The 22,706-nt window shown below is 70.5% G+C and carries 16 protein-coding genes; 8 read left to right on the top strand and 8 right to left on the bottom strand.

Annotated features, from left to right (window positions below; all coding sequences use genetic code 11):
* From G6O68_RS19405 to rfbF, 4 genes are all read right to left on the bottom strand, one after another.
* The gene (locus G6O68_RS19405; protein WP_165250299.1) at positions 1 to 939 is read right to left on the bottom strand and encodes an NAD-dependent epimerase/dehydratase family protein; all 939 of its coding nucleotides are present in this window, start codon (positions 937 to 939) and stop codon (positions 1 to 3) included.
* Between the two features lie 27 nt (positions 940 to 966).
* Positions 967 to 1,515 carry a dTDP-4-dehydrorhamnose 3,5-epimerase gene (gene rfbC, locus G6O68_RS19400; RefSeq protein ID WP_165250298.1) on the bottom strand — a complete coding sequence of 183 codons (549 nt, stop codon included), beginning with the start codon at positions 1,513 to 1,515 and terminating at the stop codon, positions 967 to 969.
* 53 nt (positions 1,516 to 1,568) lie between these two features.
* Positions 1,569 to 2,567, bottom strand: coding sequence for an NAD-dependent epimerase/dehydratase family protein (locus G6O68_RS19395; RefSeq protein WP_165250297.1), 999 nt, complete (start codon positions 2,565 to 2,567; stop codon positions 1,569 to 1,571).
* A gap of 79 nt (positions 2,568 to 2,646) precedes the next feature.
* Positions 2,647 to 3,444 (bottom strand): glucose-1-phosphate cytidylyltransferase, encoded by a 798-nt coding sequence (rfbF, locus tag G6O68_RS19390; RefSeq protein ID WP_165250296.1) that lies wholly within the window; start codon positions 3,442 to 3,444, stop codon positions 2,647 to 2,649.
* A 233-nt stretch (positions 3,445 to 3,677) separates the two neighbouring features.
* Here rfbF and G6O68_RS19385 point away from each other — a divergent pair, with 233 nt between their 5' ends.
* Positions 3,678 to 4,694 (top strand): glycosyltransferase, encoded by a 1,017-nt coding sequence (locus tag G6O68_RS19385; RefSeq protein WP_165250295.1) that lies wholly within the window; start codon positions 3,678 to 3,680, stop codon positions 4,692 to 4,694.
* A gap of 45 nt (positions 4,695 to 4,739) precedes the next feature.
* Positions 4,740 to 5,369, top strand: coding sequence for a serine O-acetyltransferase (locus G6O68_RS19380; RefSeq protein WP_165250294.1), 630 nt, complete (start codon positions 4,740 to 4,742; stop codon positions 5,367 to 5,369).
* Here G6O68_RS19380 and G6O68_RS19375 read toward each other — a convergent pair.
* Positions 5,364 to 6,377, bottom strand: coding sequence for a glycosyltransferase family 2 protein (locus tag G6O68_RS19375; protein WP_206108145.1), 1,014 nt, complete (start codon positions 6,375 to 6,377; stop codon positions 5,364 to 5,366). The two genes, G6O68_RS19380 and G6O68_RS19375, sit on opposite strands and share 6 nt — an antisense overlap.
* 620 nt (positions 6,378 to 6,997) lie before the next feature.
* On the opposite strand from G6O68_RS19375, the gene G6O68_RS19370 reads away from it, so the two are divergent.
* The 4 genes from G6O68_RS19370 (at position 6,998) to G6O68_RS19355 (ending at position 12,066) form a co-directional block, all read left to right on the top strand.
* Positions 6,998 to 7,903, top strand: coding sequence for an ABC transporter permease (locus G6O68_RS19370; protein WP_165250293.1), 906 nt, complete (start codon positions 6,998 to 7,000; stop codon positions 7,901 to 7,903).
* 67 nt (positions 7,904 to 7,970) lie between these two features.
* Positions 7,971 to 9,278 carry an ABC transporter ATP-binding protein gene (locus tag G6O68_RS19365; protein WP_165250292.1) on the top strand — a complete coding sequence of 436 codons (1,308 nt, stop codon included), beginning with the start codon at positions 7,971 to 7,973 and terminating at the stop codon, positions 9,276 to 9,278.
* 109 nt (positions 9,279 to 9,387) lie between these two features.
* On the top strand, positions 9,388 to 10,797 hold the full coding sequence (rfaE2, locus tag G6O68_RS19360; RefSeq protein WP_165250291.1) for a D-glycero-beta-D-manno-heptose 1-phosphate adenylyltransferase: 1,410 nt from the start codon (positions 9,388 to 9,390) through the stop codon (positions 10,795 to 10,797).
* Between the two features lie 576 nt (positions 10,798 to 11,373).
* A complete protein-coding gene (locus G6O68_RS19355; protein ID WP_165250290.1) occupies positions 11,374 to 12,066 on the top strand; it encodes a sugar transferase in 693 nt (230 codons plus the stop codon).
* A gap of 155 nt (positions 12,067 to 12,221) precedes the next feature.
* Here the strand turns inward: G6O68_RS19355 and G6O68_RS33320 are convergent, their stop codons facing one another.
* A complete protein-coding gene (locus G6O68_RS33320) occupies positions 12,222 to 13,682 on the bottom strand; it encodes an FHA domain-containing protein (RefSeq protein ID WP_165250289.1) in 1,461 nt (486 codons plus the stop codon).
* A gap of 362 nt (positions 13,683 to 14,044) precedes the next feature.
* Here G6O68_RS33320 and rfbA point away from each other — a divergent pair, with 362 nt between their 5' ends.
* Positions 14,045 to 14,938, top strand: coding sequence for a glucose-1-phosphate thymidylyltransferase RfbA (gene rfbA, locus G6O68_RS19345; protein ID WP_165250288.1), 894 nt, complete (start codon positions 14,045 to 14,047; stop codon positions 14,936 to 14,938).
* Between the two features lie 51 nt (positions 14,939 to 14,989).
* Here rfbA and G6O68_RS19340 read toward each other — a convergent pair whose 3' ends face one another.
* Positions 14,990 to 19,417, bottom strand: a complete 4,428-nt coding sequence (locus G6O68_RS19340) for a tetratricopeptide repeat protein (protein WP_165250287.1) — start codon at positions 19,415 to 19,417, stop codon at positions 14,990 to 14,992.
* 1,012 nt (positions 19,418 to 20,429) lie between these two features.
* Here G6O68_RS19340 and G6O68_RS19335 point away from each other — a divergent pair.
* On the top strand, positions 20,430 to 21,959 hold the full coding sequence (locus G6O68_RS19335; protein WP_165250286.1) for a replication initiator protein A: 1,530 nt from the start codon (positions 20,430 to 20,432) through the stop codon (positions 21,957 to 21,959).
* A gap of 272 nt (positions 21,960 to 22,231) precedes the next feature.
* On the opposite strand, the gene G6O68_RS19330 is transcribed toward G6O68_RS19335, so the two are convergent.
* On the bottom strand, positions 22,232 to 22,705 hold the full coding sequence (locus G6O68_RS19330) for a hypothetical protein (protein ID WP_165250285.1): 474 nt from the start codon (positions 22,703 to 22,705) through the stop codon (positions 22,232 to 22,234).
* Position 22,706: the final 1 nt, after the last annotated feature.

Here is a 22,706-nt window from a genome sequence, read left to right as displayed (position 1 = left end):
TCAGCTCTGGCGGGCGGCCAGGTAGAACTCGGCCATGGAGTCCCAGGCGGCGGACTCGTCCCAGCCGAGGGCGTCGTGGTCGAGGACGTCGACGTTGATCCGGACGCGGGGCTCGGGGAAGTCGACCTGCTTGAGGAGGTCGACCTCGCAGGGGAGATTCAGGCGCTTGCGCATCTCCTCGGCGAGGCGGAGGGTGAAGGTCCCCTGGCTCTCGGCGTAACCCACCGGGCCGAGCTTCGCGAAGCCCGGGGCCTCGGGCAGGTTGGAGACGAACGAGGCGTACGCCTTGGCCAGCAAGGAGACCGGGATGTTGTCGCGGACGTAGGACGGGCTGGAGCACGCGGCCTTCTTGCCGGCCAGCCAGTTCTTCATGAGGTAGCCGGTGAACCGGGGCTCCTCATAGGCGCCGAACGGGTTGGGGATGACGAACTTCCCCAGCGAGAGGCCGTCGCGGCGGCAGTAGAACTTGAAGGCCTCGGCCGTGAGCCGCTTGGACAGGCCGTAGGGGGAGAAGTCGGGGAGGCCGTCCGAGCCGGCCCCTTCGCCGCCCTCGAAGACGGAGCCGGTGAGGACGACGCGACGCCCGCCCGCCTGCTTGAAGGCCGCGAGCACGGCCGGCAGGTTGTGGGCGTTGTTGGCGGCGGCGCCCACGGCGTCGAAGTCCGGGCTCTTGTAGTTGGTGACGTCGGCCGCGTGGTGGCAGAGGGCGTCGAAGCCCCCCTCGCGCAGGAGGTTGAGGAACGCGTCGTCGCCGAACGACGGCCCGAAGGTCGGCGTGCAGGCGGCGAGCGCCAGGCGGACGCGCTCGCGGCGGGACTCGTCCGGGTAATCCTCGGGCTTCTTGCGGAGGACGGCCGTGACGGCGTGGCCCGCCGCCGCCAGCTCGCGGACGAACCAGTAGCCGGTGAACGAGCTGGCGCCGGTGAACAGGATCTTCATGGGGTGATGACTCGTCGTCGGCTCGGATTAGACCGTGAGGTGCCAGGCGGGGTCGAAGTCGCGCTGGTTGGCGTCCTTGTCGGACAGCACGACCGGGGCGATCGGCCATTCGATGGCGAACTTGGGGTCGTTCCAGCGGACGCCGCGCTCGTGGGCCGGCGAGTAGAACTCGTCGACGAAGTAGAACGCCTCGGTGTCGTCGGCCAGGGTGATGAAGCCGTGGCCGAAGCCCTTGGGGACGTACATCATCCGCCGGTTCTCGGCCGACAGCTCGGCGCCGTAGCTCTTGCCGAAGGTCGGCGAGTCCTGGCGCAGGTCCAGGATCACGTCGAAGAGCGAGCCCCGGATGCAGCGCACGACCTTGGTCTCGGCCGCGGGGGCGAGCTGGTAGTGCATGCCCCGGAGCGTCCCCTTCTGGGCGCTCAGCGAGTTGTTGATCTGGACGAAGCGGTCGACCAGCCCGGCCTTGGCGAACTCCTTCTCGCAGAAGGCCCGGGCGAAGAACCCGCGGTCGTCGCCGCGCTTCTCGAGGTCGATCAGGAACGCGCCCGGGATGGGCGTCTCGGTGAAGATCATGGGGGGCTTTGCTCTCGGGGTGGTCGTGGTCGCGTCGCGGGGTCGGATCGGGGTCAGGCCAGGCGGTCCATGCGGCCCTTCAGGGTGCGGAGGCGGACGAACTGGTCGCCTTCGAAATCGGCCTTGGAGAAGCCGTGCTCGACCATCTTGCGGTGGAGCTCCTCCATGCCGCTGGCGAGGTTGTACTCCAGCTTGAAGTCGGGCAGGAGCGAGTAGAGCAGGTCGAAGTTGACGCGGTAGTTGCGCGGGTCGTGGCCGACCTCGCCGGTGTACGCGACCTTGGCGTCGGGGACGAGCCGCTGCACCTGGTCGCCGACGTCCTTGACCTGGTAGTTCTCGCTGTTGGCGCCGACGTTGATCGCCTTGTTGTGGACGACTTCCTTGGGGGCGTTCGCCAGGGCGACGAAGGCGTGGGCGATGTCGCGGCAGTGGATCAAAGGGCGCCAGGGGGAGCCGTCCGACTGGATCCGGATCTCGCCGTAGGAGAGGGCCGAGCCGAGGAGGTTGTTGACCACCAGGTCGATCCGCAGGACGGGCGAGTGGCCGTAGGCGGTGGAGTTGCGGAGGTAGACCGGGGTGAAGGAGTCGTCGGCGAGCTTGGAGACCTCCTGCTCGGTCTCGATCTTGGACTTGGCGTAGGCGGTCAGGGGGTTGAGCGGGTCCCCCTCGTCGAGGTCGAGCTTCTCGCCCTGGCCGTAGACCGAGCAGCTGCCGGCGAAGAGGTAGCGGGGGACGCCGGCCTCCTTGGCGATCTGGGCGAGGCGGATGGAGGCGTCGCGGTTGACGTCGTAGGTGAGCTGGGCGTTCAGCTCGCCCATGGGGTCGTTGGAGATGGCTGCGAGGTGCATGACCGCGTCGCAACCCTTCAGGTCGGAGTGCTCGACCTTGCGGACGTCCTTGACGAGGTCGACGTCGGCCGGGACGATCGGCTCCCACTCGCAGCCCTCGAACAGGCGGACGTCGCAGCCGACGACGGTGTGGCCCTCCTGCTTGAGCAGGTCGACCAGGTGGGATCCGATGAAGCCGCGATGCCCCGTGACGAAGACTTTCATGATGCTTTGCTGATTCTCGATGGGATGGGGTGGAGTCGGGTCGGTTCGGGGGGATGGGATGCGGCGGGGGCGTCGGGATTCAGACGGCCCAGGGGGCCTCGCCCGAGGCCCAGAGCTTGTTGAGCTGCTCCAGGTCGCGCTGGGTGTCCATGCAGGCCCAGTAGCCGCGGTGCCGGTACATGTCGAGCTTGCCGTCCTGGGCGAGCCTGATGAGGGGCTCGCGCTCCAGGATGCAGGACTCGTCCTCGCTGAGGTAGGGGAGGAACTCGCGCTCGAAGAAGAAGTAGCCGCCGTTGATCCAGCTGTCGACGAACTCGGGCTTCTCGCTGAACTCCTCGACGCGGTCGCCGTCGAGCTTCAGCTCGCCGAACCGCGAGGGGGGATTGACCCCCAGCACGGTGCCGACCTTGCCCCCCTTCAGGTGGAAGGCGAACTCGTCGGCGAGGTTGGCGTCGGTCACGCCGTCGCCGTAGGTGACGGCGAAGCGGGGGGCGTCGCCCAGGTACTTGGCCGCGGCGCGGGCGACCCGGGCGCCGGTCATGGTCAGCTCGCCGGTGAACGCCAGCGTGACCTCCCAGTCCTGGTCGTGGTCGACCGAGTGGACGTGGACGTTGTTGCTCTTCAGCTCCACCGTGAAGTCGCTGTTCATCGACGAATAGTTGAGGAAGTACGACTTCACGACTTCCGACTTGTATCCCAGGCAGAGGATGAACCGCCGGAACCCGTGGTGGGCGTAGGTCCGCATGATGTGCCAGACGATCGGCCGCGAGCCGACCGGGACCATCGGCTTGGGCCGCAGCTCGGTCTCCTCCCGGAGCCGGGTCCCCAGGCCGCCGCAGAGCACGAACACGGGCACGTCCGCCAGTCGATCTTTCACCGATTCCCCCCGCGAGACGGGGCCCGGGGCGCGCCGGCCGATTCCCCGAGGCCGCTCTTGTCATGGCGCGGCGCGGAGGATTCAATGGAATCCCCCCTTCGGCCCACGCCGCCGTCCGGCTTAACCTAACCTACACGGGCCGCCGGGGATCGCTCGACGATCCGGTCGCCGCGGCCGCGTACCACCATACAAGACGAGCGGCCGGTCCGACAATTCCCCTTTAGGCGCGTTCCATGAAACTGCTCGTGGTGATCCTCTGCTACAAGGTCCCCGACCTGACGATCGACTGCCTGCGCTCGCTGGAGCCGGAGATCGCCCGGATCCCCGACTCCCGGGTCGGCGTCTGCGAGAACGGGACCGGGCCCGAGGCCGCCGAGCAGCTCCGCCGCGCGATCGACGAGAACGGCTGGGGCTCCTGGGTCGACCTCACGGTGATCGAGGTCAACAGGGGGTTCTGCGGCGGCAACAACCTGGTGATCCGCGAGGCCCTCGCCTCCGACGACCCGCCTGAGTACGTCCTCCTGCTCAACGCCGACACGATCGTCGAGCCGAACGCGATGGCGTCGCTGGTCGCCTTCCTGGACGCCCATCCCAGGGCCGGCATCGCCGGCAGCCAGCTCCTCTCCCCCGAGGGGGAGATCCAGGCCTCCCCCTTCCTGTTCACCGGGATCGGCTCCGAGCTGGACCGCGGCCTGCGCCTGGGCGCGCTCTCCCGGCTGCTCTGCGGCAGGCTCGAAATCGACCACGCGAAGCCCGGCCGTGCCGAATGGCTCGCCGGCGCCAGCCTGATCCTGCGGTCGTCGATGCTCGCCGAGATCGGGCTCCTGGACGAGGGCCTCTACACCTACTTCGACGACATCGACATCTGCCTGCGCGCCGAGCGGGCCGGCTGGGAGGTCTGGTACGTCCCCGAGAGCAAGGTGGTCCACCTCGAGGGGGCGTCCACCGGCATCAAGGGGGCTTCCACGACCAAGGTCAAGCGACGCCCCGCCTACTGGTTCCAGGCCCGCCGCCGGTTCTTCCTGAAGAACCACGGCAAGCTCTACACGGCCCTGGCGGACGCGGCGTTCCTCGCGGGCTTCGCCGCCTGGCGGCTCCGCCGTCGGCTCCAGGACAAGCCCGACCTCGACCCCGAGCACTTCCTCGCCGATTCGTTCCGCCACAGCGTCTTCCGCACCGGGTTCGCGGTCCGAGAGGTCGAGAACCCCGCCATGGTCGCGCGCGACCTGGCGGCGTCCCGCAACGCCTGAGGTCCCAACCCGTCCCGACCATCGAATCGAGAGGCCCGCGATCCCATGACGGCCCGCCCCGCGCCCGCCGAAGGCCGAGCCCCGGCCTCGGTCGAAGACCTCCCCCCGCTCGAGCGGGGGGATCGCAACCTCAACCCGCCGGGCATCGGGTTCCTGGCCCTGCTGCGCGAGGACCTGCGCACCCACGACGGCTCCCCGTTCGAGCCCGGGTTCTGGGCGGTCGCCGTGCACCGCTTCGGCAACTGGCGGATGGGCGTCCGCCCGAAGATCGTCCGGGCCCCGTTCAGCCTGCTCTACCGCTTCCTCGCGGCCTGGGTCGAACTGATCGGCGGGATCCACCTGCCGTACACCGTGCGGGTCGGCCGACGGCTGCGGATCTGGCACCACGGCGGGATCGTCCTGCACGCGCGGTCGATCGGCGACGACGTGCACATCCGCCACTGCACGACCTTCGGGGTCGCCAGCAGGGACCGGCTCCGCGCCATCCCGATCATCGGCGATCGCGTGGACATCGGCTGCGGCGCGTGCATCCTAGGCGACGTCACGGTGCATCACGACAGCCGGATCGGGGCCAACGCCGTGGTGATCGCCGACGTCCCCCCCTACTCGACCGCCGTGGGGATCCCCGCGCGGGTGGTCAGGAGGGCCGTGCCGGAGGGTGCCGACGGGTCATGAGCCGGCGGCCGCCGGCCCCCGGTAGTCCATGACGCGGCTCCGCCTGCCGGAGAGCCGGCCCAGCCAGTAGCGAAGCACCCCCTGGGCCGCCGGGAACTTGCTCAGGACCACGAAGAAGGCCGCTGCCCGCGCGTGGGACGGCTCCCACCCCCGGCTGCCGCGATAATAGCGATACACCTTGGCCCCGAGCAGGGCGTAGACCGCGGCCAGGGCCGCCAGGCTCAGGCCGCGGGTCGGCCAGGCGAGCGCCAGGGCGACGAGGGGCGCGGCGAGCCCCCAAACGACGCTGCTCCGGGTCTCGCGGACCCAGTGCCGCTCGGGAGGGCGGCCGTGCAGGGCGGCGCCCTCGGCGAAGGCGTGGCCGGCCCGCGCCGAGCGCCTCCACCACTGGCCGAACCGCGTCATCGCCATGTCGTGCAGCGTCATCTCGGCGTCGAGGCGGTGGATCGTCCAGCCCTGGCGGCGGAGCCGGACGCACAGCTCGGGCTCCTCGCCGGCGATCAGCCGGGGGTCGTAGCCGCCGACCTCCCGGAGTGCTGCGACCCGCATCATGGCGTCGCCCCCGCACGCCTTGACCTCGCCGATCGGCGTGTCCCACTCCAGGTCGGCCAGCCGATTGTAGATCGAGTCGTCGGGCCGGCGCTCGCGGCGACGGCCGCAGGCGGCGGCCGCGCGGGGGCGGGCGTCCAGCTCGCCGCGGGCGGTCGCGATCCAGCCCTCGGCCAGCTCGCAGTCGCCGTCGACGAACTGCACGTAACGCGCGCCGGGGGCGAGCTGGAGCAGCCGGTCGAGCCCGGCGTTCCGGGCCCGGGCGGCCGTGAAAGGCTCGGCCAAGTCGAGCGCGACCACCTCCGCCCCCAGCTCGCGGGCCAGCTCGACGCTGCCGTCGGTCGACCCGGAGTCGACGTAGACCAGGACCAGCCCGAGCCCCCCCGCCGAGGCCAGGCAGCGGCGCAGCCGATCCCCCTCGTTGCGACCGATCGCGACCAGGCCGACGTCTTCCATCATGATGCGCGGTCCACCCCCCGGACTGGCGAAACGTCCGCGGGCGGCTCCGAAGCCGGGCCCGGGGCCCCGGTCGTGGCTTTTACTTTAGCAGACCGCGCACGCCCCGATCAACGCCCCGCCGCGACCGGCGACACGTCCCCAGGCCGGGCCCGTACAGAGAGAGCCTCTGGCGGCGAAACCCGCCCCGGAGCCCCGATGATTCGATGCAAAGCCTCTCCAGAAAATACATTCAGACCGTCTTCGCCGTCCGCTTCGGCGGCTTCGAGCGGCCCGCCGCGTGACGATCCGCGAGATTTCTCGACGGCACGTCGCCGGAATTCGACGGCCCGCGGCGCGGGCCGGCCCGAAGGTCAAGTCGTCTTTCTTTTGGGGCGTCCGGCCTGTATTCTGCTGTATCTCGGCCATCATGCCGGGCCCGAACCGCCTCCCTCGAACTCGGACCCCGGCAAAACGATCCGCCTCCTCCGCCGCTCACGCACCCGACGCGAATCGCTCGGAACTCGATCGACTCGCCAGGCGACCCAGGCCAGCCTCAAGACACGCGACGGACGATCAAGACGCCGGGGCCGCCGCCCCACGGCCCCGTCGCCTTCTCACCACCCATGGAACAACCGCCCGTCATGATCGAGACCGAACCGACGTCCCCCCCGCATCGGCCCCGCGAACAGGCCCCGGCCGGCTCCCCCCCGCTCGCCGGCGAGGCCGCGCCCCACGAGATCGTGATCCGCCCCTCCTCGGGCTGGCGGGCCGTCAACTGGGGCGAGATGTACGACTACCGCGAGCTGCTGGCGTTCCTCATCTGGCGCGACGTCTCGGCCCGCTACAAGCAGACGATCCTCGGCGGCGCCTGGGCGATCCTCCAGCCCCTGATCACGATGCTGATCTTCTCGTTCATCTCGCGGATCATGAAGATCCCGATGCCGGCGGGGATCCCGACCCCGGTGTTCGTCTTCGCGGCGTTGATCCCCTGGACGATCTTCTCGCAGGGGATGCCGGCGGCGGCCAACAGCCTGATCGCCTCGCTCAACATGGTGACCAAGGTCTACTTCCCCAGGCTCTTCCTGCCGATCACCGCCGCCTCGGTCTTCGTGGTCGACGGCCTGCTCTCGATCGTGGTCTACGGCCTGATGCTGCTCTTCTACGGGGTGACGCCGGCCTGGACGATCGTCTTCTTCCCCGCCTTCTTCCTGCTGACGCTGGTGGCCAGCCTGAGCATCGGGGTCATGATGGCGGGGCTGACCTTGTTCTACCGCGACTTCAGGTATATCGTGCCGTTCCTCGTGCAGATCCTGCTGTACCTGACGCCGATCTTCTACATGATCGACCCCACGGTGCCCCCCCAGTACCGCCGGCTGCTCTCGCTCAACCCGATGTTCGGGATCGCCGACGCCTTCCGGGCCTCGGTGCTCGGCCTGCCGATCCAGTGGGACTGCTTCCTGATCTCGACCGGCGTGGCAGTCGGCCTGTTCCTGTTCGCGATCCACTACTTCCGGCGGACCGAACGGATGTTCGCGGACTACGTCTGAGGCCGGGCGTCGTCGACCGACCCGGAGACCCACCTCGAACCGACATCCTTCTGGCGAACCCTGAAACATGACCCGACCGATCATCAGCGTCGATAAGATCAGCAAGCGATACGTCCTGCGCCACGGGATCGACGCGGGCGGGACCCGCGGCATGGCCCACTTCTCGATCCGCAACGCCCTGTCCGAGGCGGCCGCCTCGGCGTTCAACTCCCTGAGGCGCAACCCCCAGGCCGTGCGGCGGAAGACCTCCGACTTCTGGGCCCTGCGCGACGCCGAGTTCGAGGTCGAGCGCGGCAAGGTCGTCGGCCTGATCGGCCGCAACGGCGCCGGCAAGTCGACCCTGCTCAAGATCATGAGCCGGATCGTCGACCCGACCTCGGGCTCGATCCACATGCGAGGCCGCCTGGCCTCGCTCCTGGAGGTCGGCACGGGGTTCCACCTGGACCTCTCGGGCCGCGAGAACATCTACCTCAACGGCGCCATCCTGGGGATGAAGCGGGCCGAGATCGCCCGCAAGTTCGACGAGATCGTCGCCTTCTCCGAGGTCGAGAAGTTCCTCGACACGCCGGTGAAGCGCTACTCCTCGGGCATGTTCGTGCGCCTGGCCTTCGCGGTGGCGGCCCACCTGGAGCCCGAGATCCTCATCATCGACGAGGTCCTCGCCGTCGGCGACTACGCGTTCCAGAAGAAGTGCCTCGGCAAGATGCGCGAGGTCGCCACCGGCGAGGGCCGCACGGTCCTCTTCGTCAGCCACAACATGGGCGCGCTGGCGCAGCTCTGCGACGACGGCGTCCTGCTCCAGGACGGCCGGGTCACGGAGATCGGCCCCGTCCAGGACGTCATCAAGTCGTACATGAACGCCTCGTCGGACCACGGGGCGGCCAACGCCGAGTTCGCCGACGACCCCGCGAAGCCCGGCCAGTTCCGCAAGGTGGAGGTCCTCCACGCCGACGGCGGCCGCGCCGCCGACTTCACCTGCGACGAGCCGATCGTCCTCCGCATGACCTACGAGGTCCGTCGGCCGATCGCCCAGACCTACCTCACGTTCTACGTCCAGAACATGGAGGGGACGCGGGTCCTCCACTCCGACATGCGGGACCTCACGCCGGAGCACATCGAGGCCCTGGAGCCCGGCGTCCACGTCTTCGAGGCCGTCATCCCCCCCCGGCTCCTGGGCGCCACCAGCTACCTGGTGACCGTCGGCAGCTCCGGCTCGTTCCACGGCGTCATCGACCACCACTACGACTGCTGCGAGTTCACCCTCCGCGACCTCAACAGCCGCAGCCAGTCCCGCCCCGGCGTCCTGGGGATCCAGATCCCCTGGAGTCGCGACTCCACCCCCGCCGCGGCCGTCGAGGCCGGGGCCGGCCGCTGAGAAACTGGGCTGGCCGGCCCCGCCCGGCCGGGTAGAATCACCGGCCCGGGCGGCCCCGCGGGATCGAAAAGCGGCGGAGGCCGCGCCACGCAAGGCAAGGAGGCCTTCGATGTTCGACAACCGCGTCCTGGTGGTCGGCGACGTCATGCTCGACCGCCACGTCCACGGCCACGTCCGCCGGATCTCCCCCGAGGCCCCGGTCCCGGTCGTGGGCCTCCTCGGCGAGGTCTGCACCCCCGGCGGCGCCGGCAACGTGGCCGCCGGCCTCGCCGGCCTGGGCTGCGACGTCGCCCTCGCCGGGCTCGTCGGCGCCGACGACGAGGGTGCCCGCCTGCGGGAATCCCTCGCCTCCAAGGGGGTCGCCCGCCTCGAGCTGGTGGAGCGCCCCGAGCTGGCCACCGTCAGCAAGACGCGGATCCTCTCCGAGGCCCACCAGCAGCTCCTCCGACTCGACCGCGACGGCGACCGCGACCGCTTCGCCGGCTTCGAGGACCAGCTCCTCGCCCGGGTGCTCCCCCTGATCGCCGACCAGACCGCCGTCGTCCTCGCCGACTACGAGAAGGGGGCGATCACCCCCAAGGTCGCCCGGTCGATCATCGCCGCCTGCCGGAGCCGCGGCGTCCCCTGCGTCGTCGACCCCAAGAAGACCGACTTCGGGCCCTACTCCGGGGCCACCATCGTCACCCCCAACCAGCTGGAGGCCGAGCGCACCGTCGGCCGCCCCCTGGCCGACGACGACGAGGCCGGCCGCGCCGCCGAGCAGCTCCGCCAGGCCCTCCGCACCGACGCCATGCTGATCACCCGGGGCCCCCAGGGGATGACCCTGGCCCTCCCGGGCGCGGTCCACCACATCGCCTCGCGGACCCGCGACGTCTCCGACGTGACCGGCGCCGGCGACACCGTCGTCGCCGTGCTGGCGGCCTGCCTCGGCGACCGCTGGCCGATCGCCGACGCCTGCCGGATCGCCAACACGGCCGCCGGCATCGCCGTCGGCCGGCCGGGGACGTACGTCGTCCAGGCCGGCGAGCTGCAAGCCGCCTGGGGGGGCCTCTCGCCCAAGATCCTCGACCGCGAGGCCGCCGCCCGCGTGCTCGCCGAGGCCCGCCGCCGCGGCCGCCGCCTCGTCTTCACCAACGGCTGCTTCGACATCCTCCACGCCGGCCACCTCGCCTGCCTGGAAGGCGCCAAGCGGCTCGGCGACCTCCTCGTCGTCGGCCTCAACTCCGACTCCTCGGTGCGCGGGCTCAAGGGCCCCAGCCGCCCCGTCATCAACCAGGAGAACCGCGCCGGGCTGCTCGCCGGACTGGGCTGCGTGGACCTCGTCGTGATCTTCGACGAGCCCACCCCCGTCGCCCTCATCGAGCTGTTCGAGCCCGACGTCCTGGTCAAGGGGGGGGACTACACGATCGACCAGATCGCCGGGGCCGACCTGGTGCTCGAACGCGGCGGCCGCGTCGTCGCCCTCCCCATGGTCCCCGGCCTCAGCACCACCGCGATCCTCGACCGCAAGGCCGGCTGACCCCGCGCTCGCCTTCCCCATCGCCATGGCGTCGAGTCACGATCGGCACCGGTCGGCGTAGCTGTTCGACTGGTTGCCCCGCCCCGGGGATCCACCCTCCCGCGGAGGGTTCCCGATGGATCGCAGCCCATCGCATCAGGCTGTCCCGGACGTCAGGCGCAGGATTTGCTGATAAAATGGGCCTCTCCCGCCGCGTCGAACCCTGGAGGACCGGGGCCGGCGTCCGTCACGCAAACCTCGGCCCCCGGTTCGGAACCAAGCAGGGGCCGCACGCCTCCCGTGATGAATCTTTTCAACCCGAACGCACCATTGATTCTCGCGAGCTACGTCCCCCCGCACGATGATTGACGATTCGGAGAGCGGTCGCTAGACTACGACTGTTTCGCCGGATGGTCGATGTGCGGTTTCCCTTGTTAGGTGCATCCGAAAACTTCTGCGCCGTTCTGTCACTTGGTGACGACCGGGTCCTAGGATTGGCAAGTCGGAGCGTCACTAATCTTCGGAGAGCCCGCAACGATGAACGCCATTTCGTCGTCATCGCCGTCGTCTCTTCCCTCGGAGCCCTACGAAACGCCGATGATCCCTCAACAGGATGAGCTTCAACTGACCGCCCCGATCGCCATTCCCGACCCGTGGTCGGCCCTGGCCGAGTCCTTCCGCACGTCCGTGAAGCGGGGGATCGACTTCAGCGGGGCCCTCGTCGGCCTGCTGCTGCTGATGCCCGTGATGCTGGCCGTGGCGGTGTTGATCCGCCTGGACTCCCCCGGCCCGATCTTCTTCCGACAGCTCCGGCGGGGCTATCGGGGTCGGCTGTTCTGGGTCCTCAAGTTTCGCACCATGGTCGTCGACGCCGAGAAGAAGCTCGATGAACTCGAGCAGAAGAACGAGTCGGCCGGCGGCGTCCTGTTCAAGATGCGGAACGACCCCCGGGTGACCCCCCTGGGCCGGTTCCTGAGGAAGTCCAGCCTCGACGAGCTGCCGCAGCTGATCAACATCCTCCGGGGTGAGATGAGCGTCGTCGGCCCCCGGCCGCTCCAGCTCCGCGACAGCGAGATGCTGCAGTCCCTGGACCCCGAAGGCTACCGTCGTCGCCTCCAGGTTATGCCCGGCCTCACCGGCCCGTGGCAGGTCGGCGGTCGCAGCGGCGTCGACTACGCCAAGATGGTCGAGCTGGACGTCCGCTACGCCAACACGTGGACGATCCTCGGCGACCTCATGATCATCGCCCGCACCTTCGTTGCCGTCGTCGTGGGCCGCGGTGCCTGCTGATCAGGCACGACCTCTTTCCGGCATCCACTCCCGGCTGGCAATTTTCGGCTTTCGGGTCCTCGGACTCGGAAGCCGATTCGCTTTCGAAAGCGAGCGAGGCGTCGCCGCCCCACACCTTCTTTTCCCCCCGTCCCGGTCCCTCGACCGGCTCGTCGTCAGGACGAGCCGGGGAGGAGCTTGAGGATCTTCTGCCACCGGGATTCGCGCTCCTCCTGGAGCGTCGCGATCCGCTGGTTGAGCCAGAGCAGGACGTCGGCGTCGGCCCCTTCGGCGGGCTGGGCCGGGCGTTCCCGGCGCGGTCGAGCCTGGGTCCGGGCCGAACCCGTCCCCGGTCCAGGGATTGGTCCCGGGATCGGTCTCGGTTCCGCTTCCGGGGCCGGGGACGGGGGCGAGGGCGGGGCGACGGGGACGGGCGTTTCGGGCGCGGTCGGAGTCGCCGGGGTCGCCGCGGCGGCGGGCTCGGTCGGGGGGACGGGTGCCGACGCGACGGCGTCGGCGGCGGCCTCGCGTTCGCGGGTGTAGGCCGCCAGCTCGGACTTGAGATCCTGGAACTCGCGGGTGACCTCGCGGAGCTGGTCGAGTTCCTGGCGGATCAGGTCCATCTGCTCGCGCTGGAGCGTGCCGAACATGTCGACGAGCATGCCCATAGCGTTCTGGAACTGATCCATCATCTGCTGCTGCATCATGCCGAACTGGTTCATGAGGGGCACCAGGACGGCGGCGGTCTCGCCCAGGTTGCGGGACTCGATCTCGGCGGGCAGGACGGTCACCGGCTGGAGGGAGCGGCCGCGCTCGGCCCCCTGCCCTTCGGCTTGCGGCGGGATCGCCGCCGGCAACGCGACGCTCCGCGAGACCGCGAGCGTCCGGACGGGATGTTCGGCCGAGCTCCCGGGGTCGTCGTCGGCCGTGGTCTCGTCGCCTCGGGAACGGCTGCGGATGCGGATCCGATAGCGGCCGACGGCCAGCTCGTCCCCCTCGACGAGGGGGGCGTGGCGGACGGCCGCGTTGTTGACCTCGACGCCCCCGCCCCCCAGCAGGTCGACGACCCAGAGCCCGGCGTGGGTGCGGACGAGGCTGCAGTGGAAGGGGGAGACGCTGGGGTCGGCCAGGCGGAACTTGCATCCGGCGGCGGAGCCGACCAGCGAGATGACCCGGTTCATGGGCCAGACCGCCGCCCGCGAGGGGCCATTGAGGAACTCGAGGCCGACCTCGGGCCAGGGTTCGCCGCCGTAGCCGCGGGCCATCAGGGGGATCGGCTCGGGGGGGCGTTCGTCGTCGGCGGGGCCGCGGGCGCCGATCGGCCGTCGGAGCTCGTAGGGGCCGATCCGCAGGGACTCCTCGCGGGTCAGCCAGCCGTACTTGCGGGACCGGCCGCCGCCGAGCGTGCCGAGGCGGCTCTCCAGGTCGATCCAGAAGGCGTGGCCCTCGACGACCTGGAGGTAGGCGTGGCGGCGGCTCACCAGGCGGTGTTCGAGCGGGACGTCGGCGCGCTGGTCGCGGCCGATGAGGGCGAACGGCTGGTGCAGGAGGCGGACGCCGACGTCGGGCTCGCCGACGGCTTCGACGACGAGCTGCAGGGGCTCGGCCAGGCGACAGGCGTCCAAGAACGATTTCATAGGTCCGGGTGGTCCTGACGCGACGCGAGGGATGGGCGGGGGCTTCGAGGGGCTTCGTCGGCCCCGGCCGGCGCGATTCGGGCCCGGGATCGCAGCTTCGCGGGGGCCGGGCCCGCGCCGGGGCTCCGCCATGGATGGCGTCCGATCGTCCGTCCGTCCAGTGTACCGCCGGGGGGCCGGCGCGACAAACGGGCCGGCGGGCCGGGCCGGCGGGCCGACGGTCGGCCTTTGAGTTCCGGGGGCCGAGTGGTTAGTCTACCGGGGGATCGTCGCCCGGGCCCGTCCGCCCGACGCGGCGACGTCGCCGCCGCCGGGACGTGGCGCCGGGGCTCACCGCCGAAGCAGCAAAGGATCTCCAGGATATGAGTCGCAAGGGAATCATCCTCGCGGGGGGGGCCGGGACGCGCCTCTATCCGATCACGCGGGCCGTCAGCAAGCAGCTCCTGCCGATCTACGACAAGCCGATGATCTACTATCCGCTGTCGACCCTGATGATGGCGGGGATCCGCGAGATCCTGCTCATCTCCACGCCCGACGACATCGGCGGCTTCCAGCGGGTTCTGGGCGACGGCTCGCAGGTCGGCCTGTCGATCGAGTACGCCGTCCAGCCCCACCCCGGCGGGCTGGCCCAGGCGTTCCTGATCGGCCGCGAGTTCATCGGCGACGGCGACGCGGCGCTCATCCTGGGGGACAACATCTTCCACGGCCAGGGCTTCCAGGGCATGCTCAAGCGCGCGGGGGCCGCCCAGGGGGGTGCGACGGTCTTCGCCTACCCGGTGAAGGACCCCGAGCGGTACGGCGTCGTCGAGTTCGACGCTCATGGCAGGGCCCTCTCGATCGAGGAGAAGCCGGCGCGGCCGAAGTCGCACTTCGCGGTCACCGGCCTGTACTTCTACGATAATCGCGTGCTCGACATCGCGGCGGAGCTGGAGCCGTCGCCCCGGGGCGAGCTGGAGATCACCGACGTGAACCGGATCTACCTGGAGCGGGGCGAGCTGCGGGTCGAGCTGTTCAGCCGGGGTTTCGCCTGGCTGGACACCGGCACGATCGAGTCGCTGATCCAGGCGGCGAACTACGTCGAGACGATCGAGGCCCGGCAGGGGTTCAAGATCGCCTGCATCGAGGAGGTGGCGTTCCGCCAGGGCTTCATCGACGCCGCCCAGGTCGAGCGGATCGCCGCGAAGCTCCCCAACGACTACGGCCAGTACCTCCGCGAGTTGCTCGCCGACGCCCCGGGGTCGCCGGGGCGGGGCTGACGCCGGTCGGGGCCGGGGCCGCAGGGGGCCGGCCCCGGCCCGTCCGCCGGGTCATTTCAGGGCCTTCTCGACCTGGGACAGGGCGGAGCGTTCGAGCGGGTGGATGTCGTCGTCGCCGAGGCCCCGGTCGCGGGCCTTGGCGAGGCTGCGCTTGGCGGCCTCGACGTCGCCGGCCTCCAGGTAGGCCCGCGCCAGGTGGAAATAGCGGCCGGCGGAGGGGTCGATGGCGACGGCGTTCTCCAGGTCCTCGATGGCGCGTCGGCTCTCGCCCTTGTTCAGGTAGACGACGCCTCGGGTGTCGAGGAACTCGGGGATCGGACCCCGCAGGGCGATCGCCTTGTTGATCATCTCCAGCGGGGCCGCCCCCTTCTCGCCCTGGAGGCTGAGCAGCCAGGCCAGGTTGTTCAGCGGGATGACCTCGCCGCCCCGCAGCTCCACGGCCTTGCGGTAGAGGGCGACGGCCTCGTCGTAGCGCTGCTGGCGGTCGCGGAGGGTGGCCAGGGCGATCGTCAGCAGGGGCGACTTGGGGTTCTGCTGCAGGCCGCGCTCGATCCAGCCGGAGACCCGGCCGATCTGCTCGGCGTCGTTGTAGGTGCGCGAGGAGAGCAGGACGGCGATGACGGTGGGGGCGATCGGCTCGGGGTTGGGGGTGGCCTTCCAGAGCGGCTCGCAGACGTCGAGCGCCTCCTTGACCCGGCCGCGGCGGCCGAGATAGGCGGCGTAGTCGAGCTGGTCCTCCAGGCGGGCCGTCGCGGTGGCGTTCCGCTTGAACAGGCCCTCGGCCAGGTCGTGCAGGCCCAGGCTCTCGGCCAGGTCGGCGGCGACGCGGGCGAGCCTCGGGTCCAGTTCGGGGCGGTCGGCGATCTCCTGGATGCGGGCCTTGGCCGCGTCGGCCTTGCCGGTGGCCGCGTCGAGCCGGCACTGGAGGGCCAGGACGTTGAAGCCGTCGGGCTGGATCTTCCGCACGCGGTCGATCAGCTGCTGGGCCTCCTTGGCGTCGGCCGAGTCGGGACCGCCCCCCCCCGACTTGACGCGGGCGATCAGCTGCATGGCGAAGTGGACGATGCGGACCACCTGCTGGTTGAGGGCCTGGGACGACCTCGGATCGGCGGCGTCGCGCACCAGCTGCTGATAGGTGCGATGCGCCTCGTCCCAGCGGCCGTCGGCCGCGTACAGCCGGCCCAGGAGGAAGCGGTCGTCGTCGCTGGCCTGGTTCTCGGCCTTGAGCTTCTCCAGGATGGCGATGGCCTTCATCCGGTAGGGGATGATCTTCTGGGCCTCGAACACCCGCGCCAGGACCCGGAGGTCCTGCGGCTCCTTGGCGGCCGCCTCGGCCTCGGGCTTGTCCGGCGGCGCGTAGAGGTAGAGGGCCTTGAGGGCCTGCTGGTAGTCCCCGCCCAGCTCGGAGCGGGCGACGTGCGTCAGGGCCAGGGTGCGCTTGGCCCAGGCCAGGTCCTCGGCCGAGACGGCGGGGGCGGCCTTGGCGTCGGCCGGGGGCTTGACGATGGCCGTCAGCTCCTTCTCGACGTCGTCGACGAGCTGGCTGCGGAGCAGGAACTCGACGTAGCCCCGGCGGAGGCTGAAGTCGTCGGGCTTGGCGGCCAGCGCCCGGCCGTAGGCGGCCTTGGCCGTCGCCAGCCACTTGGCCCGGGGGGCGTCCTGGGCGGCCGCCTGGTAGCCCTGGGCGATCAGGTCGGCGCAGGCGGCCAGCGTCAGCGGGGCCCTCGTCCGCTCCACGTTCTTCTCGACCTGGCCGGCGACCTCCTGGGCCTTGTCGACGCCGCCGGTCACGACCAGGAACTGGACGAGGTAGATGTAGCGGTTGGGGTCGGTCGGCTCGTCGGCCAGGGCCTTGCGCAGCTCGGCCTCGGCCTCGTCGGGGCGCTTCTGCAGCAGCAGGAGCTGCGCCAGCTGGATGCGCTCCGAGTAGTCCTGGGGACGGGCGGCGATCCGCTGCCGGACCACCTCCTCGGCCTTGTCGTACTCCTTGTCGCCGATCGACTTCTCCAGCAGCGAACGCTCCAGGACGCTGGACGACGCCGATCCCTCGCTGAGCATCGGGACCTTGCTCCAGAGCGGGCCGACCTCGGAGGTCCGGCCTGCGGCCATAAGCAGCTCGGTCGCGCGCTTGACGGTCCCGAGGTTGCGCTGGCCCATCTCGACCGCCTGGCGGTAGAGGTCGGCCGCGCGGCCGATGCGACGCTCCTTGTCCTGCTCGTCCTTGGCCATGTCGAGGTCCTGCTCCTCGATCTTGGCGGCGATCAGCGGGACGACCGACCAGTCGGGGCGTCGCGAGCGCAGCTCGGCAAGTAGGCCGCGGGCCTCGCTGCGAAGCCGGGCCTTCTCGGTCGCGTCGGTGGCGCGGGCGGCCTGCCAGAGCAGGTATTCGAGCTCGCCGTAGCGGCCCATGTAGCCCTCGCTCCCCTCGACGCGGCGCACTTCCGCCAGGGCGTCCTCGATGGCTTTCCGGCCCTTGGCGACCTCCTCGGGGGTGGGGTCGGCCTTGATCGGGAGGGCCAGGGACAGCAACTGGAGCCGGGGCCTCAGGTCTTTGGGGGCCAGCTCGGCCCGGCGGGTCCAGACGGCGACGGCCTCGTCGCGGGCGTCGAGCCGCGTCAGCTCCTCGCCGATCGTCTCCAGCAGGAGGCCGCGGGATTCCGCCGGCACCGAGCCGACGTCGTCGGCCAGGGCGACCAGCTCGGCGGCGGTCCCGGGCCCTCCCCGAGCGGCCACGACCCGGACGCGGGCCAGGCGGAACTCCGGCGCGTCTCCCAGGGCGGCGCGGCCCTCGTCGAGGGTCCGCAGCGCGGCGGGGTAGTCCTTCTTCTGCAACTGGATTTCGGCCAGGGCGACCCAGAGGAGCTTGGCGTCGGGGTCGCGCGGATTCTTGGAGCGGGCGGCCTCCAGCAACGCCACCGCCTCGTCGCGGCGGCCCTGGCCGAGCAGCACCTGGGCCTGCATGGCCGTCGGCCGCGACGACGTCGGCTCGTCCTTCGCGAGCTGCGCCACCAGCCGTTCGACCTCGGCCCAGTCGCGCTGGGCGGCGGGGATGCGGCGGTTCTGGGCGATCAGGAGCTGGATCAGGGGCAGGCGGGCCGTCGGGGCGGACTCGGCCAGCGAGCGGTACTCGTCGATCGCCTGATTCACCTGGCCCTGGGCCGCCAGGTCGGCCGCCCAGGTCAGCTTGGCCTGGACGTTCTTGGGGTCGTCGCGGATGGCGCTGGCCAGGGCCGTGCGCTGCCGCTCGACGTCCCCCAGCCCGGCGTAGCAGCGGGCCAGCAGGTTGTTGACCTTGGCGCGGACGTCGGGGCTCCCCGAGAGGTCCAGCGACGCCACCTCGTCGAGCAGCAGCTTCCGGGCCGCGGCCCAGTCCCGCGCGTTCACCAGCGAATACGCCGTGAAGTAGTCGGCGTAGAATTTCAGGCCGATCCGCCTCAGCTCCTGGACCTGGTCGCGGAGCTCGATCGTCGCGCCGCGCTGGGCGAGCAGGTCCGCCAGCGTGAGCCTGAGCTCGATGTCGTCGGGGAGGGCCTCAAGGCCCTTCTGAAGGGTCCGGATGCAGGCCGACGAGTCGCCCGAGCGCAGGGACAGCAGGGCCGAGGCCAGGTAGAGCCGGCCCGCCTTGGGGTCGGCCTCCAGGCCTTGCTGGAGCACCCGCGCCGCCTCGGCCGCGTCGGGCGGGACCTGCCGCAGGGCGGCCTGGGAAAGCTCCAGGTACACCTCCGCCTGCTTGGGCGCCAGCTTCAGGGCCTCGCGGAAGTCGGCCAGGGCGGGGCCCGCGTCCTCGCCGGCCTTGAGGTTCCGGCTGCGATAGCGGCCCCGTTCCAGGTAGACGCGGTAGTCGCCGGGGTCGGCCTGGACCATCTCGTCGATGAGCTTGTCGGCGTCCGTCGGGTTGTTCTGGCGGTCGCGGAGGATCGACGCCGCCCGCTGGCGGGCGTCGAACCGGTCCTTGGCCTTGCGCTCGTAAGCCAGCCGGAACGACTCCACCGCCTCGGCGTCGTCGCCGGCGGCTTGCTCGCAGCGGCCCCTCATGTAGATCAGGTCGCCGTCATCGGGCGACTTCCTCAGCAGGACGCCGATCTGGCTCCGCGCGTCCCGGAGGTTCTCCGGCCCCCCCACCTCCATCAGCAGCTCGGCCATCGACCGGCGGACGTCGTCCCGGCCCGGGTCGCGGCCCAGGACGTCCCGATAGATCTGGATCGCCTGGCCCATCCGCGCCGGGGTCTTCGACCGCGCCAGCAGGACTCCGGCGTACCTGACCTGGGCGTCCTGGTCCTGGGGGAAGACCATGACGTGCTGAAGGTAGGCCTCCTCGGCCTTCGCCAGGTCGCCGGCCTTCTCGGCCGCCTCGGCCGCGGCGAGGTTGCTCCGCCCCAGCCGGGACACCTGATATCGCTGGAGCAGGACGACGGAAACGACGCCCAAGACGAGGACGACGGCCGCGATGGCCGTGCGCCTCAAGGTCTTCGGTCCCATGGAGCGGCCTCTTCAAGTGGTGCGGTGCGCGGGGGCACGATTCCCGAGTTCGGATGAGCGGGGCTTCGCGGCGGCCTCGCCGCCGCCGTCCGAATCGGCCTCTCCAGTCTAACGAGTCGCCCCGTCAAACACCAACGACGCCGAGCAAGCCCCAAGTCCACCCTAGTCCATACGACGGCCTCGGCGAAAAGAGACGGCCCATTTTCGCAATCTTCCATGCAAGCGAGGCGACTCCCGCCGTCGCCTCGTCTCATCGCGATGCACCCACGATTAACCGGACATGCTTTGCACCGCCGTCGAGCCGACTCGACCTACCCCAGGTCCCCCGGATCCGCCCGACCCGTCGGGCGAGGCACGATTAACCGGACATACTTCCGCCGGGCCGACGTCCTTCGCAGTCGGTCCAGTCCAGGCGTTCACACCGATTAACCGAGCATACTCGTCGGCCCTCGCGATTCCGGCTCCCTGGAGCCTCCCAGGCCCCGATCCGGGATCATCGAGCCTGACGGCCGCCCCCTTCCCCGCGCCGCCTCGCGAGGGTCGTCGAGGTCTCCTTCTCGGGACGATTCGTCGTGTCCAGGAGAACACGCCGATTCATGGCGCATACTTCGGGGAAGCCCCCGATCTGGCGCATCCGAACACTAACGATGTTCGAACCGCAGTGGACATCGGGCCACACCGATAAACCGAGCATGGATCGAGGCCGTTTTAGCGATTACCGGGACATACTTCCCACGATAGCCCGGACATACTTGGGGCCTGCACTCACGATCAACCGGACATACCACTACCGATTAACCGGACATAGTTAGCCCTTGTAAGTTCTTGATTGACAAGGCCTTGCGATGCAGAGAATTTGTTTCTAGACTCTTGTAGAGACTAAAAGACAAACAGCGGGGGGCCGCCCCCTGATGTTGTCATTCTCGATTTCTCGACCGGGAAGAGCAGGACGACGGGGAACGGGACGGATCTCGATGCCACAGCCTCCGAGCCGAACGACGGGAGCATCGGGATGGACGATCGGGAACTCATGTTCGAGGACGCGACGCTGGCCGAGCCGCCGGCCGAGGAGACGTCGACGTCGAGCGACGCCGGCTGGAAGGACGAGCTGAACCTCGCCGAGTTCCCGATCGCCGCCCTGACGGATCGGGTGCCGGACGGCCAGACGACCCTGGTCTTCGAGGATCGCCTGGAGTTGCGCGACAGCCCGCCGATCATCCGCCGGCTGACGATCATGGGGACCCACAAGCACGGCCTGCCGACGTCGCTCGACGACGAGGTCCTGGTCGGCCTGATCCAGCTCACCAAGCGCCGGAGCAACTTCACCGACGCCCGGGTCCCGTTCTCGCGGTACGAGCTGATCGAGCTCCTCGGCTGGCCCCAGAGCGGCCAGAGCTACCGCCGCATCGAGGAGGCGCTGCACCGCTGGGTGGGCGTGGTCCTGATGTACGAGAACGCCTGGTGGGACAACACGGCCAAGAGCTGGGTCGACGAGCAGTTCCACGTCCTGGACAACGTGACGCTCTACGACCGCGAACGCTGGCGGAAGTCCTCGGCGCGGTCGAAGGCCGGCAAGGGGACGGCGGCGAAGGCGGACAAGCCCCCCCTGCCCCTCTCCAGCTTCAAGTGGAACGACGTGATGTTCCAGAGCTTCCAGAGCGGCAACCTCAAGCAGCTCGACCTGGAGCTGTACCTGAAGCTCCGGCTGCCGACGACCAAGCGGATGTACCGGTTCCTGGACAAGCGGTTCTACCGCCGGATGCGGCTCGACTTCGACCTGCGGACGCTGGCGTGCGAGCACATCGGCCTGAGCCGGTCCTACGCGCCGACCGAGCTGAAGCGTCGGCTCAAGCCGGCCCTGGAGGAGCTGGAGCAGCTCGGCTTCCTGGAGGTCCTCTCGCCCGACGAGCGGTACTCGTACGTCAAGCGCGGGACCTGGCGGATCATCCTGATCCGGGGCCGTCGCGGCGGCGCGACGGGGGTGGAGGGATCGGACGAGGAGCCCTCCGAGCTGGTCGCCGCGCTCCGGTCCCGGGGCGTGACCGCCAAGGCCGCGCAGGAGCTGGTGGCCGAGCACCCGGCGGGGCGGATCCTGACCAAGGTCGAGGTGTTCGACTGGCTGATCCGCAACGAGGACAAGCGGGTCGGCAAGAACCCCGCGGGCTACCTCGTGGCGTCGATCCGCTCGGACTACCAGGAGCCGAACGACTTCAAGTCCGCGGCCGGGGCCGAGGCCGCGAAGAAGGCCGCCCGGGCGACCCGCGAGGACGCCGAGCGGAAGGCCGCCGCGACGAAGGCCGAGGCCGAGGTCGTCGCCCGCGGCGAGGTCGACCGCGAGGCCCGCCTGAAGGCCGCCTGGGAGAAGCTCCCGACCGATCAACGCGACTCCATCCTGGCGACCGTCAAGGCCGAGAACCCCGGCCTCGGCCGCTGGAAGAAGATGCTGGAGCCCCTCTGCCTCGCCGCCCTGGAGGCCCGCCTCCGCGACGGCAAGCTCGGCCCGAGCCAGCCCTCGCTCTTCCCCGAGGACGTCGCTTCTTAAGCGGCCTCCTCCGGGGTCCATCCACCGGCCGGACGGCATGCCTCGCCACCCGACGAGCGCCGCCGCTCGTCCGCGCGCCTCAAGGGACAGGCCGACCGGGCGAAGGTTCTGCCCCCCCCCTGCCCCGCCGAGGTCTCGGCGGTCGGGACGGGCCGCGCGCGGTTCGGATCCGATCCGACGGATGAGCCGGTTCGTCCGGGCGGCGGCGGGCGTGTCGGTCGCGACGGCCGGGCGGGTCGTAACCACGCCGGCTCGATCGGCTCGCGACGAGGTCAGGCGGCGTCGCCTTCCATCTCGCGGTCGGCGGGGGCCTCGGCGTTGCGGCCCGAGCGGCGGTCGCGGGAGTCGTACAGGACCATCGACGCGACCAGCGGCCGCAGGAGGTCGTTGACGACCTCCGAGCGGTCCTTGCCCATGTGGATCGCGTATAGCCAGAGCTTCTTGTCGACGTCCTCCTCGATGGCGAACATCCGCTGCACCCGCCGGGGCTTGGCGGGCTTCGCCCGGCTGGCGCGGGAGCGCGACGACGAGGACGACGGGGCCGAACGCCCCGCCGGCTCCTGGTCGGCGGCCGGCTCCGCGTCCATCGGCTCGGCGGCCGTCGCCGAACTCGCGGGGGGGTCCCCCCCCGCGTTGGCCGGGGCGTTGATCCGGCGCTCGAACTCGGCCTCGGTCATGCTCGGCCTGGTCAGGCCCGTCCGGTTCTCCGGCCCGGGGATGCCGCCGCGTCGTGTCGCGCTGCTCATG

Source organism: Paludisphaera soli (assembly GCF_011064595.1).
GTDB lineage: Bacteria > Planctomycetota > Planctomycetia > Isosphaerales > Isosphaeraceae > Paludisphaera > Paludisphaera soli.
The sequence above is the reverse complement of the archived record's forward strand: the minus strand, read 5'-3'. Positions and strand labels throughout refer to the sequence as shown.

Bases quoted from the DNA above. Each gene is read 5' to 3' on its own strand.
- G6O68_RS19405 (WP_165250299.1), bottom strand. From the start codon at position 939: ATGAAGATCCTGTTCACCGGCGCCAGCTCGTTCACCGGCTACTGGTTC.
- rfbC (WP_165250298.1), bottom strand. From the start codon at position 1,515: ATGATCTTCACCGAGACGCCCATCCCGGGCGCGTTCCTGATCGACCTC.
- G6O68_RS19395 (WP_165250297.1), bottom strand. From the start codon at position 2,567: ATGAAAGTCTTCGTCACGGGGCATCGCGGCTTCATCGGATCCCACCTG.
- G6O68_RS19385 (WP_165250295.1), top strand. From the start codon at position 3,678: ATGAAACTGCTCGTGGTGATCCTCTGCTACAAGGTCCCCGACCTGACG.
- G6O68_RS19380 (WP_165250294.1), top strand. From the start codon at position 4,740: ATGACGGCCCGCCCCGCGCCCGCCGAAGGCCGAGCCCCGGCCTCGGTC.
- G6O68_RS19375 (WP_206108145.1), bottom strand. From the start codon at position 6,377: ATGATGGAAGACGTCGGCCTGGTCGCGATCGGTCGCAACGAGGGGGAT.
- G6O68_RS19370 (WP_165250293.1), top strand. From the start codon at position 6,998: ATGATCGAGACCGAACCGACGTCCCCCCCGCATCGGCCCCGCGAACAG.
- G6O68_RS19365 (WP_165250292.1), top strand. From the start codon at position 7,971: ATGACCCGACCGATCATCAGCGTCGATAAGATCAGCAAGCGATACGTC.
- rfaE2 (WP_165250291.1), top strand. From the start codon at position 9,388: ATGTTCGACAACCGCGTCCTGGTGGTCGGCGACGTCATGCTCGACCGC.
- G6O68_RS19355 (WP_165250290.1), top strand. From the start codon at position 11,374: ATGATCCCTCAACAGGATGAGCTTCAACTGACCGCCCCGATCGCCATT.
- G6O68_RS33320 (WP_165250289.1), bottom strand. From the start codon at position 13,682: ATGAAATCGTTCTTGGACGCCTGTCGCCTGGCCGAGCCCCTGCAGCTC.
- rfbA (WP_165250288.1), top strand. From the start codon at position 14,045: ATGAGTCGCAAGGGAATCATCCTCGCGGGGGGGGCCGGGACGCGCCTC.
- G6O68_RS19340 (WP_165250287.1), bottom strand. From the start codon at position 19,417: ATGGGACCGAAGACCTTGAGGCGCACGGCCATCGCGGCCGTCGTCCTC.
- G6O68_RS19335 (WP_165250286.1), top strand. From the start codon at position 20,430: ATGGACGATCGGGAACTCATGTTCGAGGACGCGACGCTGGCCGAGCCG.
- G6O68_RS19330 (WP_165250285.1), bottom strand. From the start codon at position 22,705: ATGAGCAGCGCGACACGACGCGGCGGCATCCCCGGGCCGGAGAACCGG.